Origin of the sequence: Hafnia psychrotolerans (genome assembly GCF_014639435.1) — a bacterium.
In the GTDB taxonomy this organism is placed as follows: Bacteria; Pseudomonadota; Gammaproteobacteria; order Enterobacterales; family Enterobacteriaceae; genus Ewingella; species Ewingella psychrotolerans.
In genome coordinates this window covers 48,170-64,445 of the sequence record NZ_BMFZ01000009.1, presented here as the reverse complement: position 1 = coordinate 64,445, position 16,276 = coordinate 48,170, and the positions used below count along the sequence as shown (strand labels likewise).

Annotated in this window: 9 protein-coding genes; 1 reads left to right on the top strand and 8 read right to left on the bottom strand. The window is 54.2% G+C overall.

Annotated elements, in window-relative coordinates:
- Positions 1-3 precede the first annotated feature (3 nt).
- The 4 genes from IEV89_RS16055 to IEV89_RS16040 all read right to left on the bottom strand — a co-directional run bounded on the left by IEV89_RS16055 (position 4) and on the right by IEV89_RS16040 (position 5,087).
- Positions 4-942: an ABC transporter permease gene (locus IEV89_RS16055; protein WP_188474681.1), complete on the bottom strand. Its 939-nt coding sequence runs from the start codon at positions 940-942 to the stop codon at positions 4-6.
- Positions 943-1,033: 91 nt separating this feature from the next.
- Positions 1,034-2,575 carry an ABC transporter substrate-binding protein gene (locus IEV89_RS16050; protein WP_188474680.1) on the bottom strand — a complete coding sequence of 514 codons (1,542 nt, stop codon included), beginning with the start codon at positions 2,573-2,575 and terminating at the stop codon, positions 1,034-1,036.
- Positions 2,576-2,637: 62 nt separating this feature from the next.
- The gene (locus tag IEV89_RS16045) at positions 2,638-3,549 is read right to left on the bottom strand and encodes a homocysteine S-methyltransferase family protein (protein WP_188474538.1); all 912 of its coding nucleotides are present in this window, start codon (positions 3,547-3,549) and stop codon (positions 2,638-2,640) included.
- A gap of 143 nt (positions 3,550-3,692) precedes the next feature.
- On the bottom strand, positions 3,693-5,087 hold the full coding sequence (locus tag IEV89_RS16040) for an MFS transporter (protein ID WP_188474537.1): 1,395 nt from the start codon (positions 5,085-5,087) through the stop codon (positions 3,693-3,695).
- A 135-nt stretch (positions 5,088-5,222) separates the two neighbouring features.
- Here IEV89_RS16040 and IEV89_RS16035 point away from each other — a divergent pair, with 135 nt between their 5' ends.
- Positions 5,223-6,152: a LysR family transcriptional regulator gene (locus tag IEV89_RS16035; RefSeq protein WP_188474536.1), complete on the top strand. Its 930-nt coding sequence runs from the start codon at positions 5,223-5,225 to the stop codon at positions 6,150-6,152.
- A gap of 20 nt (positions 6,153-6,172) precedes the next feature.
- Here the strand turns inward: IEV89_RS16035 and pbpC are convergent, their stop codons facing one another.
- The 4 genes from pbpC to IEV89_RS16015 form a co-directional block, all read right to left on the bottom strand.
- Positions 6,173-8,530: a penicillin-binding protein 1C gene (gene pbpC / locus IEV89_RS16030; RefSeq protein ID WP_188474535.1), complete on the bottom strand. Its 2,358-nt coding sequence runs from the start codon at positions 8,528-8,530 to the stop codon at positions 6,173-6,175.
- A gap of 3 nt (positions 8,531-8,533) precedes the next feature.
- The gene (locus IEV89_RS16025; RefSeq protein ID WP_188474534.1) at positions 8,534-14,548 is read right to left on the bottom strand and encodes an alpha-2-macroglobulin family protein; all 6,015 of its coding nucleotides are present in this window, start codon (positions 14,546-14,548) and stop codon (positions 8,534-8,536) included.
- Positions 14,549-15,048: 500 nt separating this feature from the next.
- Positions 15,049-15,396, bottom strand: a complete 348-nt coding sequence (locus IEV89_RS16020) for a DUF1493 family protein (RefSeq protein WP_188474533.1) — start codon at positions 15,394-15,396, stop codon at positions 15,049-15,051.
- Positions 15,381-15,830 carry an STM2901 family protein gene (locus tag IEV89_RS16015; protein ID WP_188474532.1) on the bottom strand — a complete coding sequence of 150 codons (450 nt, stop codon included), beginning with the start codon at positions 15,828-15,830 and terminating at the stop codon, positions 15,381-15,383. Before IEV89_RS16015 ends, IEV89_RS16020 begins: the two co-directional genes overlap by 16 nt.
- Positions 15,831-16,276: the final 446 nt, after the last annotated feature.

The following is a 16,276-nucleotide window of genomic DNA, read 5'->3' as shown; positions in this document are numbered from 1 at the left end:
GATTCAGCGGTTGTGGCGTAAACGCGGATTGGCGATAAGCGCCATCACATCCGCCAGCAAATTCAGCAGGATATAAATCCCGGCCAGCAACAGCGCGCAGTCCTGCATCACCGGAATGTCACGTTTACTGATACTGTCGACCATGTATTGTCCGAGCCCCGGATAGACAAACACGTTCTCGACAATCACCACGCCTACCATCAGATAGGCCAGATTGATCGCCACGACGTTAATGATCGGGCCGATGGCATTCGGCAGGACATGACGCCACAAAATACGCGATGGCGACAGCCCTTTCAGCAGGGCGGTATCCACGTAGGCCGAGCTTTGCGCGGCAATCAGTGCGGCGCGGGTCATGTTACTCATGTGTCCGAGGATCGCCAGCACCAGCGTGGCGCATGGCAGGGAAATTGCCGAAAGTTTGGCGGTCAGCGGCATCTCCGCCGTAATGCTGCTGTTGCTTGGTGCCCACGCCAGCGTGATGGCGAAAATCAGGATCAGCAAATAGCCGGAGAAAAATTCCGGCAGCGCCACGGTGGCACGAGTGATGACATTGAGCAGCGTGTCGACCCAGCTGCCGTGATAGCGCACCGAAATAAAACCGATGGCAAGTGCCAGAGGAACAGCGATGGCGGCGGTGCATCCGGCCAGAAACAGCGTGTTGCCAAGGCGCGTAAATAGTGGGCCGCTGATGGCTTCGCGGGTAGAAAAGCTGGTGCCGAAATCGCCGTGCAAAATGCCAAACAGCCAGCTCAGATAGCGGCTGATCGCCGGTTTATCCAGCCCGAGTTGCAGGTTAAGTTCACGGATGGCGTCCGGCGTGGCGCTTTGGCCGAGGATCGCCGTCGCGGCGTTGCCCGGTAACAGTTGCACACCGGCGAAAATCAGCACGGAGACGGCGAGTACGATCAGTACGCCATACAACAGGCGCAACAGCACCATGCTCAGCAGGCTTGAGCGATGCTGTGAAAAACGGCCCGCAGGCCGTTGTTGGGTTTCTTGCGAGGACAAATCAGACATTATTTTACCCGGTTCAGCCTTCGATCCAGACTTTCTCTGCTGCGCGGTTGCCACTTAGCGGCATCCCCGGAACGGAGGTGAACCCTTTGATTTTCGACGAACAGCCGTCGAGTGCATCGGCGTACAACGGGATGATTTCGCTACCCTGGTCGACCAACATCACCTGAATGTCATGGTAGATCTGTTTACGGCGTGCTTCATCCGGCTCACCGCGCGCAGCTTTTACCATCGCATCGAAGGCCGGAACGTGCCAGGCGGATTCGTTCCAGGAAGATTGGCTGGTGAACACCAGAGACAGCAGCGCATCGGCGGTCGGGCGGTTCGCCCAGTTTGACGACACGAAGACTTTCTTCTGCCAGATGTCATTCCAGAACGCATCGTCCGGTACTCGCACCACGTTGAGGTTGATGCCAGCTTTGGCCGCAGATTGCTGATAAAGCTGACCGGCATCGACGGCGCCAGGGAAACCCGCGTCGGCGACATTCAGCGTCAGCGGACCGCTGAAACCGGATTTTTTCCAGTGGAACTGCGCTTTTTCCGGATCATACGGGCGCTGCGGAATGTCTTTGGCGAAGTAACGGTTCGACGGGAAGATCGGGTTGTCATTGGCCACGCTGGCGTAACCGCCGAGCACGGTATCAATAATTTGCTGGCGGTCGATGGCGTATTTCAGTGCCAGACGGCCATCGATGTTATCGAACGGGGCGAGATTCGACAGCCCTGGGAAGGTATAAATCATGCTGTCTTTTGCACGTACCAGTTTCAGATTTGGCATACGTTCGATGCGGCTGACAATGCGTGGGTTTACACGGTTGATCAGCTGTGCTGAACCACTGACCAGTGCCGCGACGCGGGCGGTCGAGTCATTCATCGCCAGTGTTTCAACGGAATCGACATGGCCGCGCTCGCTGTTCCAGTAATTGGGATTGCGCTTCGTCAGCGTGGTGACACCTGGCTGGAATTTTTCCAGAATAAATGCGCCCGTGCCGATGCCTTTATCGAAGTTTTCGTTTTCAGCGGTAATGGCGAAATGCACGGCGCTGAGCAGCCAGATGAATTCGACATCCGGTGCAGTCAGTTTGATGGTAACTTCATGCTCACCGGTGGCTTCAATTGAGCTGGCGGTGGCGAGATAACCTTTCACCGGCGAGGTCGATTTTTCGCCACGGTGGTGATTCAGGGAATACACCACGTCTTTGGCGCCCAGCGAACGGCCATCATGGAATTGCACACCCTGACGGATTTTCAGCACCCAGGTTTTACTGCCATCGGTCGATGCCCAGGACTCGGCCAGCGACGGCGCAAGTTTGGCATTTTCGTCTATTTCCACCAGGTTGTTGAACATCTGTGAACCGACAAAATACATGTAGGTTTCGAACCAGAATGCCGGATCAAGACGGTCGGTGCTGGAGGCGTTATCGACACCAACCACCAAATGACCGCCTTTTTTCGGTTTTGCGGCTTCAGCGGCGAACGCCTTGCCCAGCCATGAAGAACTGGTCGCCGCAGCGATGGAAAGTGCGCCTGCACTTTTGATAAACGAACGACGATCAATCATTTCTTTCTCCTGTCAGGAAGGGCATAGCCCGTAAAATAGGGTGTTAACACTGGGCATTATTATGCGTTTTTTTCAGTGAATGCCTGTTTCAGCGCGGCAATGTGTTCCGGCCCGATGCCGCAGCAGCCGCCAACCATCGTCGCGCCCTGTGCCACCCACTCTTTGGCGAAGTCGAGATAGCCGGCGGGATCGGTGTCCTGACGCATTTTGCTCAAACCTTCGTTTGCGCCGCGTTGGTTATCAGAAGGCTCAAAAGCATTGGCGTACACGCCGATATCCAGCGCGGAGTTCCCTGCGTTCAGTGCAGCTCGTGCCGCCGTCACCGCAGCGGCCATCACTTCTGGGCGACTACAGTTGAATAAAATCGCGCTGGCGGATAAACGCAGCGCGGCAGCGACGGCTTGTTTGATGGATTCACCGGAGCGCAGCAGCGCCTGACCGTGCTCATCGAGCTGGTCCTGTAATGTAAACGAGAACCATAGTGGACGCGGATCATCGCCCAGAACGTCACGTACGGCTTCCACTTCGGCAACGGAACTTTGTGTTTCCGCCAGCCAGGTGTCGACGTGCTCCGTCAGGTTATCCACCAGTATTTTCAGCAGTTTCTTAGCCGCTACTGGCTCGAACAAATCCGGGCGATAAGAGCCCAGAACCGGTGGAAGAGAACCGGCAACCTTGACTTGCGCGGGTGCGGCATCCGCCGCTTCACGCGCTAGCTTGCCAGCAAGTGCGATTAAGGCTGCACCGCGCTCGGCAAAGACGGCTTCGCTGATATGAAATGGCACGACGGCGTAGCTGTTGGTGGTGATCACCTGAGAACCGGCAGCGATAAAGGAATCATGCGCGGCGCGGACAAACTCCGGCGCCTGCATCAGCGCCAGCGCCGACCACTCAGGCTGGCGGAAAGGTGCGCCCATGCGGGCCAGTTCGCGACCCATGCCGCCATCGAGGATTTTAATACTACTGATCATTGTGTCGCCACCTAGTGCTTTTCATAACCGAATCAACATGTAAATCGGCAGGAATTTGTGATGTGGCACCACTCTACAAAACGAACGTTTAGATGTCTAGATTTCTTAATGGCTAAACCATGTAAAAAGAGTCATTGTATGTTTTACCTCCGCAAACGACTCACACTGATCACGATTGCCAGCAGTGTCGCCATCACGGCCAGCCACAGGCTTAGCTGCACGGCATGTCCTTCCTGTATTGCACTGTTCGCGGCGTATATCGACAGCATCACGCCGACAAATGCGGTGCCCAGACACTGGCCGAAGGTGCGCATGATAGCCAAAACGCCGGAAGCATAACCGCTGTTCTCACGCGACGCGTTCGACAACATCTCGCGGTTATTCGGGCTTTGGAAACAGCCAAATCCTATGCCGCATATCAGGCTGCGAAGGCCGATGTCCCATGCCTGTGGATGTGCAGGAAGTAGCGCCAACAGTATCAGCCCGAGGGCAAACACACTTAATCCAAGGGTCGAAATGATGGCCGCTGGATAGCGGTCGGCGAGGCGGCCGGCGTGGGGTGCTGCCAACATAATTCCGATCGGCCAGGGTGTGAAAAGCAGCGCGGAATAGAACGCACTATAGCCATACACGCTCTGAAATAAGAACGGGAGTGCCACGAAGGTAATGCCCTGACTAACAAAAGAGGCTAATGAAGTGAGCGCCGCCAGCGTAAAGCGTGAAGACGCGAACATGTTGAGTGGCAGCAGTGGCTTTGGCGCACGGCGCTGACGCCAGACAAAGGCCAGCCCGGCGAGAAGGGCGGTCAGCCCGAACGTCACTGCGGTAGCCAGGTCGCCCTTTGCCGCATGTGAAAATGCGTCTGCCGCCATGATCAGCGACCCCAGCACCACCGCAGACAGAATGGCCCCCGTAAAATCGAACGGCTCACGCCCCGAAGCCGGATTGTTGGGGATCACACGCAGGGTCAACGTCACCGCAATCATTCCCATTGGAACATTAATCGCGAATAACCACTGCCAGCTCATCGCCGATAAAATCGTCCCGCCAAGTACGGGCGCGATGGCGGTACTCAAGCCAATCATCAGCGCATTCAGACCCAGTATTCGGCCCAGCAGACGGTTGGGAAATACCGATCTCAGGATCGCCGGGCCGATGCTCAGCGTGGCTGCCCCCCCGATACCCTGCAATACACGCATAGCGATCAGCATATCCAGCGACGAGGAAAGCGCGCAACCCACCGATGCCAGCGTGAACACGCTGAGGCCAAGGGTGAACAGCATACGGAAACCAAACTTGCTGGCGAGCGCGGCAAAGATCGCTAGCGTCATGGCCGCCGATAAGAGATAGCCGTTGGACACCCAGACTGTGGAACCCGCGGAAACGTTCAGCGTACGTGCAATCTGTGGCAAGGCGATGTTGACCATCGAACCGTCAAAGACCGCCATGGTGGTCATCGTCATCACGGCGGCCATCGCTAAGCCGCGCTCACGGCCCGGCAATCCTTCGTCGCCGGGTTGGTCGGAAAATAGTGCCATCGATTTATGTTCTCTTCATGTTGCTCAGTGACGTCACTATAGCCACGCTCGATACAGGGCGGAAGACGCAGTGTCTGCATTTAATACATGCATCAAACGCCTTCTCTCTAATGTCAGAAGGCATTACACTGCGGTATGACTGAACCCGATCTGAACTTACTCATTGCTCTCGACGTCCTTCTTGCTGAAGGAAGTGTGGTGGGCGCTGCCCGTCGTTTAGGATTAAGCGCTTCAGCCATGAGCCGGACGCTGAGCCGCCTGCGAGCGACGACCGGCGATCCTTTGCTGGTACGGGCCGGGCGGAATATGGTGCTAACGCCTTATGCCGAAGAGATCCGTGAGCGGACCCAGAGCACGGCACTGGAAGCCCGCTCTTTACTTCGTCCTTCTTCGTCGGTGCTTAATTTACCGACGCTCGAGAGGACATTTATCCTTCGCTCTAATGACGGTTTCGTGCTGTCGTTCGGCGCTGCGATGATCGCCGACGTGGCGGCAGTGGCACCTTTAGTGTGCCTGCGTTTTGCGCCAAAACCTGAAAAAAGTTCATCCCATCTGCGGGAAGGGCGGGTTGATCTCGAAATCGGTGTTTTAGGCAACATGGGGCCGGAGATCCGCATCCAGACGCTTTTCAGGGACCGGTTTATGGGCGTCGTCAGAAAGGGTCATCCACTTGAGGGAAAAACGGTCATCACCGCCACCGACTATGCGTCCTGTGGGCATGTGGTTGTTTCACGCCGTGAAAGCACTCACGGACCGGTGGATGACGCGCTGGCGGAATTAGGCTTAGCGCGCAAAATTGCCGCTATTGTCCCCGGTTTCTCTGCCGCATTGGCGATCGCTCAGGCGTCTGATCTGGTGGCATTGATTCCCGCCTCTTTCCTCATCAGCCAGCCGGTTGTCGAAAGAGAGGGGATTTCCTCGAAGCTCTGGGTTTTCGAGCTGCCGGTAAAAACCCGCGAAATCACAATATCTCAGATGTGGCATCCGCGCTCAGAAGTGGATCCCGCACACCGCTGGCTGCGTCAACGGGTGCTGAGCGTTTGCCGGCGGACCGTGCGGGGTTAAGGTCAAGGCACGCTGCGACCTTAATCGACAATGTCTACCTTGATAACCCGCGAATCCCCACGCCCGTGGTCATCGACCGCGCGGATGCGGTATTGCCCGTTTTTCGTGGGTCTCCACTGAATAGGCGTTTTACTGGCGCTGCTGCCCAGATAGATATCATCAACAAACCAGTACAACGTTTTGCTGTCGGCATCGGTAGTGGCATTGAACATCATACTGTCGCGACCTTGCTGTGACTGGCGCAACGTGTAAAGGGTGTTGCGCAGCGGCGAGGTGATGCGCGGCGGGTTACCGCTGACTACGGTGCTGTCATTTTTACAGCGTTCATTGGCCGGCGGCACACGTTTAGGCAATCCGGCCTGAGCAAACACGTTAGCTAAGTCCGAAGGCCAGAACTCAAACACTTCGGTGCGCGTCGTGTCCGCGTCATAGGGCGGGCAAGCCACGTCGCCGGTCTGGATATCCATCACCACCGGACGGTAAATGGTATCGACTTTGATGGGCGATTTACCCGGAATAAACCAGGTTTTGCCGACCTGCTGACACCACGGCGTTGGCAGATCACCACTGGCGAGGCAAATATCTACCCGCTTTAGCTGTTTCGGCCACTGATGTTTGGGTTCACTTAGCGTTGGGTAGCTGGCCTGTACACTGTCGACAATATTGAAGAATAACGGCGCGGCGGCATCGGCACCGACAAAGGCTCCGTTGCCCTTATTGTCGAAATTCCCCTCCCAGACGATCAGCACATAAGGGCCGAAAATCCCGGCGGTCCAGGCGTCACGAAACCCCCATGATGTACCGGTCTTCCAGTACACCGGCAGTGAAGTTGGCCTTTGTGCCAGGGTGTCGCTGGGCCGTCGGTGCTGTCGCAGCATGTCGAGGGTGATAAAACTGGCCTCTTCACTCAGCAGGCGTACCGGCGTGGGGGAGGGATCGCTTTTTTGCAGGCGCAGGGGTTTGAGTTCTCCCCGGTTGGCCAGCAAAGCATAGAGCCGGGCCAACTCCTGCACGGTCACTTCACCGCCGCCGAGCACCAACGACAGGCCGTAGTGATTTTCGCTGGCCATATTGGCGACACCTGACAGGCGCATAAATTGGTAGAGCGTGGGGTTGCGCAACCGCGAGGCTACGTAAACCGCCGGAATATTGCGGCTGAAATTCAGCGCATCGGTGGCGGTCACCGGCCCGAGGAAACGCCGGTCGAAGTTCTCTGGCGCATAGGCTCCGAATGTCGAAGGCACATCTTTGAGAATCGTCATCGGGTGCAGCACACCCTGTTCCAGCCCCAGCGCATAGATAAAAGGCTTGAGGGTAGAACCGGGTGAACGCTTGGCGCGCGTACCGTTCACCTGTCCCTGAATATCGCGGTCATAATAATTCGCGGAGCCGACCAGCGCCCGCACGCCCATATCCCGCGTATCCACCAACAGCGCCGCCGCATTGTGAATGCCCCGGCTGGCGTTGCGGGTGATAAAAGCATCGATCTGTTTTTCCACCAACCTTTGCAGACCAATGTCCAGTTCAGTATCGACGCGGTTGTCGGTGCGCTGCAAGGGGGGGTGGTCGTGGCGTATCTGCTCGATAAAGTGCGGTGCAATGTAGGGCATCTGCTCCGGCTGGCGCAGGCTCAACGGCAATCTAAACAATGCAGTCTGGCTGCTGTCTGTCGGGTAATGTTGCTGCCAGCGTTCGAACAACCGGTTACGGGCCTGATTCAGCGCGGTGCCCAGTACGCCGGTACGGGGATCAATACGGAAACTCGGTGACTGCGGTAATACCGCCAGCGTTAGCGCCTCCGGCAGCGTCAGATCCTGCGGTGCCTTGCCGAAATAGATCAGGCTGGCGGCACCGATACTTTCGATATTGCGGCCATAGGGTGTGTAGTTAAGGTAGGCCTCGAGAATATCGTGCTTGGAATAACTGAGTTCAAGCTGCACGGCGCGAACAATCTGCCACAGCTTGCCCGATGGTGTGCGGGTATTGAGATGCCAGCGCATTCGTGCCAGTTGCATCGTCAGCGTTGAGCCACCTTGCAACCTGGCGCCGCGTATATAGCTGCGCCAGAAGCCGCGCAGCAGGCTCAGCGGATTGAAGCCCGGATGATAATAAAACCACCGGTCTTCATGCAGTTGGATGCCGTTGATCATCCGTGGCGAAATTTTATCCAGCGGCGTCCAGGTGCGGTAACGTTCATCATTCGCGAGCGAAATCCGCAGTAACACTCCCTGTCGGTCGTAGTAAGTGCTGGAAAGCGGCAGACCTTGTGACAGTGGTGGATGCGGCCACAGCCGAAAGCCGATCATCACCAGAGCCAGCAAAAAAACGGCCATCAGGCCGTTTTGTAAGAGAGATTTAAACGACGTTGCGTTGATCATGCGTTATTTTTTAACGTCGGCCGGAACCACCAAGATTTTGCCCGTACCGACGGACAACGCCTGGATTTCCCGGTCATACATCGCCTCACCGAACGCGGGAGGAATAACGAAGCTGCCGGTATTGGTCGATTTGATCTGATAAACGAACTCCTGCATGTCGGTGCTGGCACTGCCATAGATGATCACCCGATCATCACGCACATCGCTGTAGTCCGGCTGCCAGGTTGAACCGCCTGCGGCAATCGGTGAACGCCAACCGCTGTCGGCCTGACTGTCGCTGCTGCGGTCTTCGGTACTTTCTGGCTCTGGTGCCGTTTGCTGAACCACCTCAAATCCTCCTGGCAGTAGATCAACAATCGCCAGATTGCTCAGTCCCTCTTTTGCATTGGCGCGGATTTTAAGATGCACATTGATCTTCTCACCCAGCGTGACCTGTGTGACCGCATTGCCCTGTGCATCGGTGTAGTCACGGCTGATTTCCAGACCGCGTGAAATGGCTTTTTGCGGTGCCTGTACGTCATAACCTGACTGTGTCACCACGTACCAGGCTGGTGTATCGTTCGGATTAGTGAACTGAATCGCCTGCGCATCGGCACTGAAGCTGCCTTGGGCAAACAGGCCTTGTAAGGTGGAAATCACCTCCGGCGTCACCGTTTTATTTTTGCTGACAGCGCTAATGCTCAGATCCCCGGCACTTGTCTGTTGGGCTATCTGGCTGGAATAACTGTCCAGCGCCAGAATACTCATGGCAGAGGAATAGGTGGTGTAGCGCTCTTCTTTCAGCGAACGCACGATGTTCTCCAGCACCTGCGGCGGAATCGACTTGGCCTTTTCCGGGAAGTGACGAGTGATGAGATACAAACGCGTAGCGTCCTGCACCAGCGGGTCGAAGTAATTTTGTGACCACCACGCCGTGTTGTAGGCTTTGCTCAGTTCATTCCAGCTTGGCTGCAACAATTTGTTGGCTTCATCGTCCATTTTCAGCAGACGGTATGAAGACGCCAGATAGAGCGCGCTGAGGTCAGTCTGCCAGCTTTTGGTATACAGGGTTTGCAAGCTGTCCTGCACCGAGGCTAGCGAGTTGGTGGTGACTTCGCCCTGTAGGGTCAGCAGATACACGGCAAAGGCACGCAGACGCAGATGATACAGGTCATCATATTTACTGGCCGCCAATTCGCGCAGCGCCACATTGGCATCTTCCAGCATGCCGGCGGGCAGCGCGTAACCTGCTGATTTTGCCAGCAACATGTACTGCACCACGTACGGTGTTACGAACGGATCGGCGATTGGCGAGGACTGCCACAGACCAATCGCGCCACTGTCATTTTGCCGCGAACGTAGGGTGCGCAATAGGCTGTTAAGCTGGGTGTTGACATCCAACTGGCTCAGCTTGCCTTTCATTTCCGGATACTTACTTTGCAGGATCAGCGGAATCGAGCGGCTGACAATCTGCTCAGAACAGTAATACGGATAATCTTCCAGATATTGTGCCAGCCCGCTGGTCAGCACCAACGGTGAATTTGACACTCTGGCATCACGTTTGGCAAAGGCGTCAAACATGCTGCGCAGATTATCCACCGTCTGGTTTTTACCGCTCATACGGCCCATCACCGACTGAGTGCGGAACGGCATGGCCGGACGCACTGAGGTGCTGATAACGCGGCGGCTACTTTTATCCGAGTAGGTCGCCTCGAACACCAGCGGTGCATCGCCGAGTGACGCTTTGGCGCGCAGACGGAAGGTGAGATAGCCTTCGCGTTTGGCGGCCAACGACAATGACTGCTTAGCATTGCCAACCACTTCCAGTTGCGGCGGCGGTGTCAGATTTACGCTGATGGCTATCGGCTGGTCGCCCAGGTTTTCCAGGTTATTGCTCACACCGACGCTGACATCAAACTCATCGCCCGGTGCGACCATCGACGGCACATTGGGTGTCATGATGAAGTTGTCACGCACCGTGGTGCCGGTTTGCGCCGTACCAATTTTGTCCGGCGTGACGGAAATCGCCATCACGCGGATTTTGCCATTGAAGTAGTCCGGCACCGGGTAGTTAAACTGCGCCTGGCCGTTGACCGGCACGATGCCAGACCAATAGGCTACCGGCTTGTCACGTTTACGTTTGAACGGGTTAAGGTGCAGGTCCAGCCCTTCACCGGCATCACCGCCTGGCGCTGAGGTCAGTGACATCAGCTTGCTGAATTCCGGCAAAATTAGATCGAGGATCTGCGCGCTTTGTACGCTCAGTTCACGCTTGCGGAAGAAATACTCCAGCGGATCTTTTAGCTTATAGCGCGCTACCTGCAAAATGCCTTCGTCCACGGCAAACACCACCACGTTTTGCGGTGAGTCGGTATTGACGATGATCGGCAGCTCCTGGCCCGGCTTAATTACGTCCGGTGAGCTCAGTTGCAGCCCGGCTTTACGTGCACGGGTGCTGATTTTGAACGGTATCACCCCATAGCTCAGTGGGCTCATAAAGATTTCGTCTGAATTCACGTCACGCACAAACTGCACGTTGAGGTAGCCGTTACCTTCCATATTGGCTGGAACGCGGATCTTCTGTACCGAACTGGTGGTGGAGGTTCTAAACCACTGCCAGCTGTACACCTTGTCTTTCTCGATGGTGATAAGGCCGCTGCCGGTGTAAGGTGCGTTGATCGCAATCTCGATCTCTTCGCCCGGCTGGTATTCGGTCTGATTGAGCTTGAGTTTCAGTTCGGCATTGCGATCCAGTGAACGGCTGAGATTGGCATTGCCCGCCACGCTGTAAGCGATACGGTTCAGCACCTGACCTTGCGCGGTTTTCACCACCAGCACGTAATCCCCCGGCTGACGGGTTTCCAGCAGCAGATCCTGACCGGTAGCGGCAATCGACAGCGCCTGATCAGAAACCGGAATTTCACGCATTTTCGACTGGTACTTGTAAACGCCGGAGTCCTGCTTCGTCAGCACGGAAATGTATTTCTGTTCGATCAACGACAGCGTCAGGTCGGGTAGGGCGACTTTCTCCAGTGAAGGATTCACCGCAATCAGATTGAGATGACGTTCCGCCCCTTTATTGATGTAACCCAAATCGCCGTCGGCTTTCACGCCGACCAGATAATCATACGGCGACACCAGCACGCGGGCCGTGGCGGCCACGGAACGGCCGCTGCCGGCGGTAAAGGCTTCGGAGATCAGTTGTAACTGGTAAGTGGCATCCGCATAGGATTTCAGGTCCAGTGGGATCGCCGCTTTGCCGTTGACATCTGTGGTTTGATCCTGCAACTCAGTGTCAAAGCCGTCGCTGTTGGTACGGTTCTCGTAGAACAAATAATCCGGGAATTGATCGAAGCTTGGATACATGGGGCGCAGCGTCAATTTAGAGGTCACCCGGCGCGCCTGCGCCGGGGTACCAAACAGATTCTGTACGTCGATATTGGCCTTCAGCTCAGACGGCTTAACCCAGCCCTGTTTGCGGTTCGGCGTCAGATCGAGTTTGACTTTAAGCGGGTCCGGTTCGAACTCTTTGACGTTAACGGACACGTGGCCGAGCAGGGTAGAAGCGTCTTGATTTTTGCCCGTCTGGTCTTTGTTAATCAAGTACAGATAGACATTCCATTCGCCGGTCGGCGAGCTGTCGCTGGTGGCATAACTCAGTTCGTTAAAGCCGCTGGCGTTGAGCGTCAACGGTTGGGTGCTCATCAGGGTATCGCGCGGGTCGCGGATTTCCGCGCGCACCGGCACGCCCGCCAGGCTATTACCCCATTCAGCGGTGCGGGTGATCAGGCCGATATTAAAGGTGTCGCCGGGCCGGTAAACGCCACGGTCGGAGAACAGATAACTGCTTAGGGTGCGAGGATCGGACGGGGTTTCTTCGCCACGGATATCAAAGCGTGACAGATCCAGACCACGGTCATTGTATTCGCCGGTCGGCAGGAAGGAGACATCGCCCTCTTTTTCCACCAGGAACATCACCGGCTGGCGCTCGTTTTTATAAACGTCAAGCGCAGGGAAGCGGGCATGACCATCGGGGTCGGTGGTTTGAGACAACAGTACCACGCCGTTTTTGCCGATCACCGACACGTTGGCATTGAACACCGGCAGGCCGGAATGCACTGATTGCACGAACACATCGCGGGTTTTGTCCTGTGAACGTTTGCTGATGATGCCCAGATCGGTGATCACCACAAAACGTGAGTCGCCCGCCGCCTCTTGGCTCTCATCTTCATCGTTGCTGTACTGATCTTCTTGGGCGTCGTCGTCGGTTTTCGCTTTTTTGGCGGAGGGATCCCACGGCGTCAGGGTCAGCAGGAAGACGCCACGTCGAGCGTTCGGGTTATCTGACAGATAACGTGACAGATCAATGCCCTGATAACTGACTTCACCCGGTTTGTCATTATTCACTGCGCGGGTGTATTCGAAGTGTTCGGTAAAATATTCATCGCCCAAACGATTAAACTGCGCCGAGGAGTAGTCACTGCTTTTGAACGACACAATGTGTTGTAGCTGGCTTGGGATCACTCGCTTAATATCCAGCTTGAGGCCTGGAACGTTTCGCGCCGCCACACTGATTTGCTTCTCTCCGCTCATCGACAGCAGTGAGCCTTGTGACATAAAACTCAGCGAGGTCGGATAGTCCGGCACCGTCACCAACTGATAGCGTTTTTCCGGCATTTTGTAGCCGCCGAACGAGGTCATGGTATTGGTTATTTCAATCAGCATATAGCGGTTGGCGGGAGCATCAAACTTGAAGCTGAACTGCGGCTGATACTCCTGCTCGGCATCATTGAGCGTCAGTTTGACCGGTGCAGACTGGTTGATCGTGCGGGTGTCGACTTCAGAGAGACTCCACGGATAGATCGCATTTTCGTCATCGTCATTATTGTCGCTGTTTTTTGGATTCTTTTGCGGCAACAGCCAGGTTTTTACCGCGCTGCCAATCTCCTTATCTTTTACCGCATCGCTCAGGGTGACCATCAGTGCGCGTTCACCTTTGTTATCACTGGTGTCCACCACGGTGGCGCTGACATCTTTCACCGTCAGACTGTAGAGCGTGGGCACCGCTACCCAATTGTTCTTCTGTGCCGCCGTTGGCTGCCCAGGTGCGGTGGATTTCACGCCTTTGCCAATGGCTATATGTACGGAACCGCCGTGGTCGAGCGCTTGCAAGGCTTCGGAATGCACCCACGCGTTGAGTTTTTTATCGTCATAGACCAGCGAGTAATTGAGCTTTTTCTCCGGCTTATCTTTACCTTCAATCAGCCCCAGCGAAATCTGTTTTTCAAAGCTGGCAACGTCTACTGGCGCGTTGAACTGTACGCGGAAAATGGCGCTGCGTTTTTTGGGATCTTGCGGGTCCTGATAGTACTCGGCCTGACCCAACTGATAATTAAACGACGGTACCTTGACGTCATAATCGGTCTGGGTGATCTTGCTTTGCGGCGCCAACAGTTTGGCGGGATCGAGCGTGATTTTGTACGTTGTGCCCATTGGTAGCGGGGCTTTCGGGGTAAATACCAGCGTCGAGGCATTCCGCCACTTCCACTGCCCGTCAACCGCCGGCGAGAGGCTGATACCCTGACTGATGTTTTTACCCACCAGCGTGATCGGTGCCACCGAATTTCTGAAATTAAGGGCGATTTCCTGCGGCAGGCGGCTGTTGGTGTTGTAGTTAATCAACTGCGGACCGGACACGCGCAGTGTGGTTTTCTGGTAGACCAGCGGTGCCGGTTCAATCGGCTGCGGGCGGTTGAGCCAGACGTGATAACCGTAAAAGCCCCCGACAGCCAACAGCACCAGCAATAAAACCCCCGCGCCGACCGACTTCGGGTGGTTATTCACCCTGCGCTCCAGACGGCCCAAAACACCTTTCACACCGCTGGCACTCTTTACCGCCCAATCGGGCGCACGCCACTGAATATTTCCCACTATCGGACGTAATATCCGCCCAATCAGCCAGAAGACGTTAGCGATAACCCAACACGCGCCTTTAATAAGAGTGAAGGGTAGGCGAAGCAAAAACCGTAATAAATCCATTATTTTAACCTTTTGCTGTCATTCCGGAGCGGAGTGCCTGCGTGCCACGGGAGTATTGAGTGTAGAAAATGGGCTGGCAGTTTGGGAGTGATAATCTTTGTAAGGAAGGGTAAGTAAAAGCGTTAAAAATAGCGAATATTTCCCCCCTTTTTTTACCGTTCTCCTTTTCTCGCAACCCTATAAAAACGGTAACCTGTCGTTAGCTATAACCGTTGTGGTAGTGGCACATTCATTCATTTCGTTAAAAAGGAGAAAATCATGCTGATGAAACTCGTTGGGCTATCGCTGTTCGCACTCGTTTGGTCAACGACAGTGATGGCCGGAGAAGATGGCACGTGAGGAAAAGGGGCAAAGGCGGAGACTTCCTGTTTTCTTCCGGGAATCCTATTAATTTATTCTCAGTAAATAAAAGATATGGGAGAACACTCATAATAAAAAGAAAAGAATCAGCGTGATTACTGGCTTTAATCTAATAACGGATTTGCATGATAGGGGTTTATTCAGTCATATATCCATTTTCCTGCCTTTGCTGATTCAGCAAACATCCTCACGGTTAAAGGTTGACGTGTTTGCTCTACCTCTTCTCGTTTTGCCTTGAACCATCGTGTTAATAGCGGAGTATTTTCCCACGGAAAATAACAAGACCATGTTACACCAGATAAATCCACGTTAAATCTTTTCTCAAATTTATCCAAGACCTCATGTAGGTCATCTCCGGGAGCATCAAATAAATCAAAATCAAGCTCCAAAGGGATTTCTTTCCAGTGTTTATCCAAATATCCGGGGATCTCTTCCCTGAACAGTGCCAGCACTTGGTCTTGAATTGTACCCATTAAAAATATGTCCACTGTATTCTGTCTTTCGGACGGGCTATCAGATTATATTTATTCTGTATTTTTCTTGATGCTTGGTAAATTGAGTTCACAAGACCAATCCAGCCTAACCACGGAACATAACGAGCGATGACTGCGGCAAGTTTATTGGTTTTCTTCATTGTAAAACCGACAGGTGTTTTGACCCGTAAACCAAAAGGTAAACGAGCATCTCGTAGGATTATTCTTGCGTACTTTGATGCAATGCTTGTGCCAATCTGTGCATCTCTTGGCTTCTGGCGCGTCTTTAACCACGGCTGACCAGCAAGAATAGCAGCACCTGAATCAATGCCTATACCAAGTTCATCACAAAATTGTTCAAGAAAAATGGCATCAAAAAGTTCACCCGGAGATAGATTGCTTTCTCCGTGGTAGAAGTATGTTCCATTTAACTCTTCGGTTGTATCCATTTCATCACCTATTAAGAGTTTTGCCGCGTATGAGAGGTGGTTCAAAAGAGGGACTGATACACAGAATAAACAGCGTATCTCAGTGACCGGATAGCACTTAGATACGTCGAAATTGTCACTCTAAGCGCACGGTATAGACGGGGGCTTTGGGGCGCATTACTTCTTCAACCCGCTTTTCCACCGGCGCAGGCAAATGCGCGGGGTCAATGGTTTTAGTGATAAAACGGTCGAAAACCTCAAAGGTGGTAAATATTTCCTGCTGATCAAAATTCAACGCTGATTAACAGTGGTGTTCACCAAATCAAAGATGATCAGTATAAGGAAATGGTTAACTGACTTTCTGTTGGTATGCCCATAGGGTGTATTATAATTCTATTGCATAAAATCAGGTGGTTAACCTGGAAAACCTATTGAATAGGGGGATATTATAGCCACAACTTATAAAA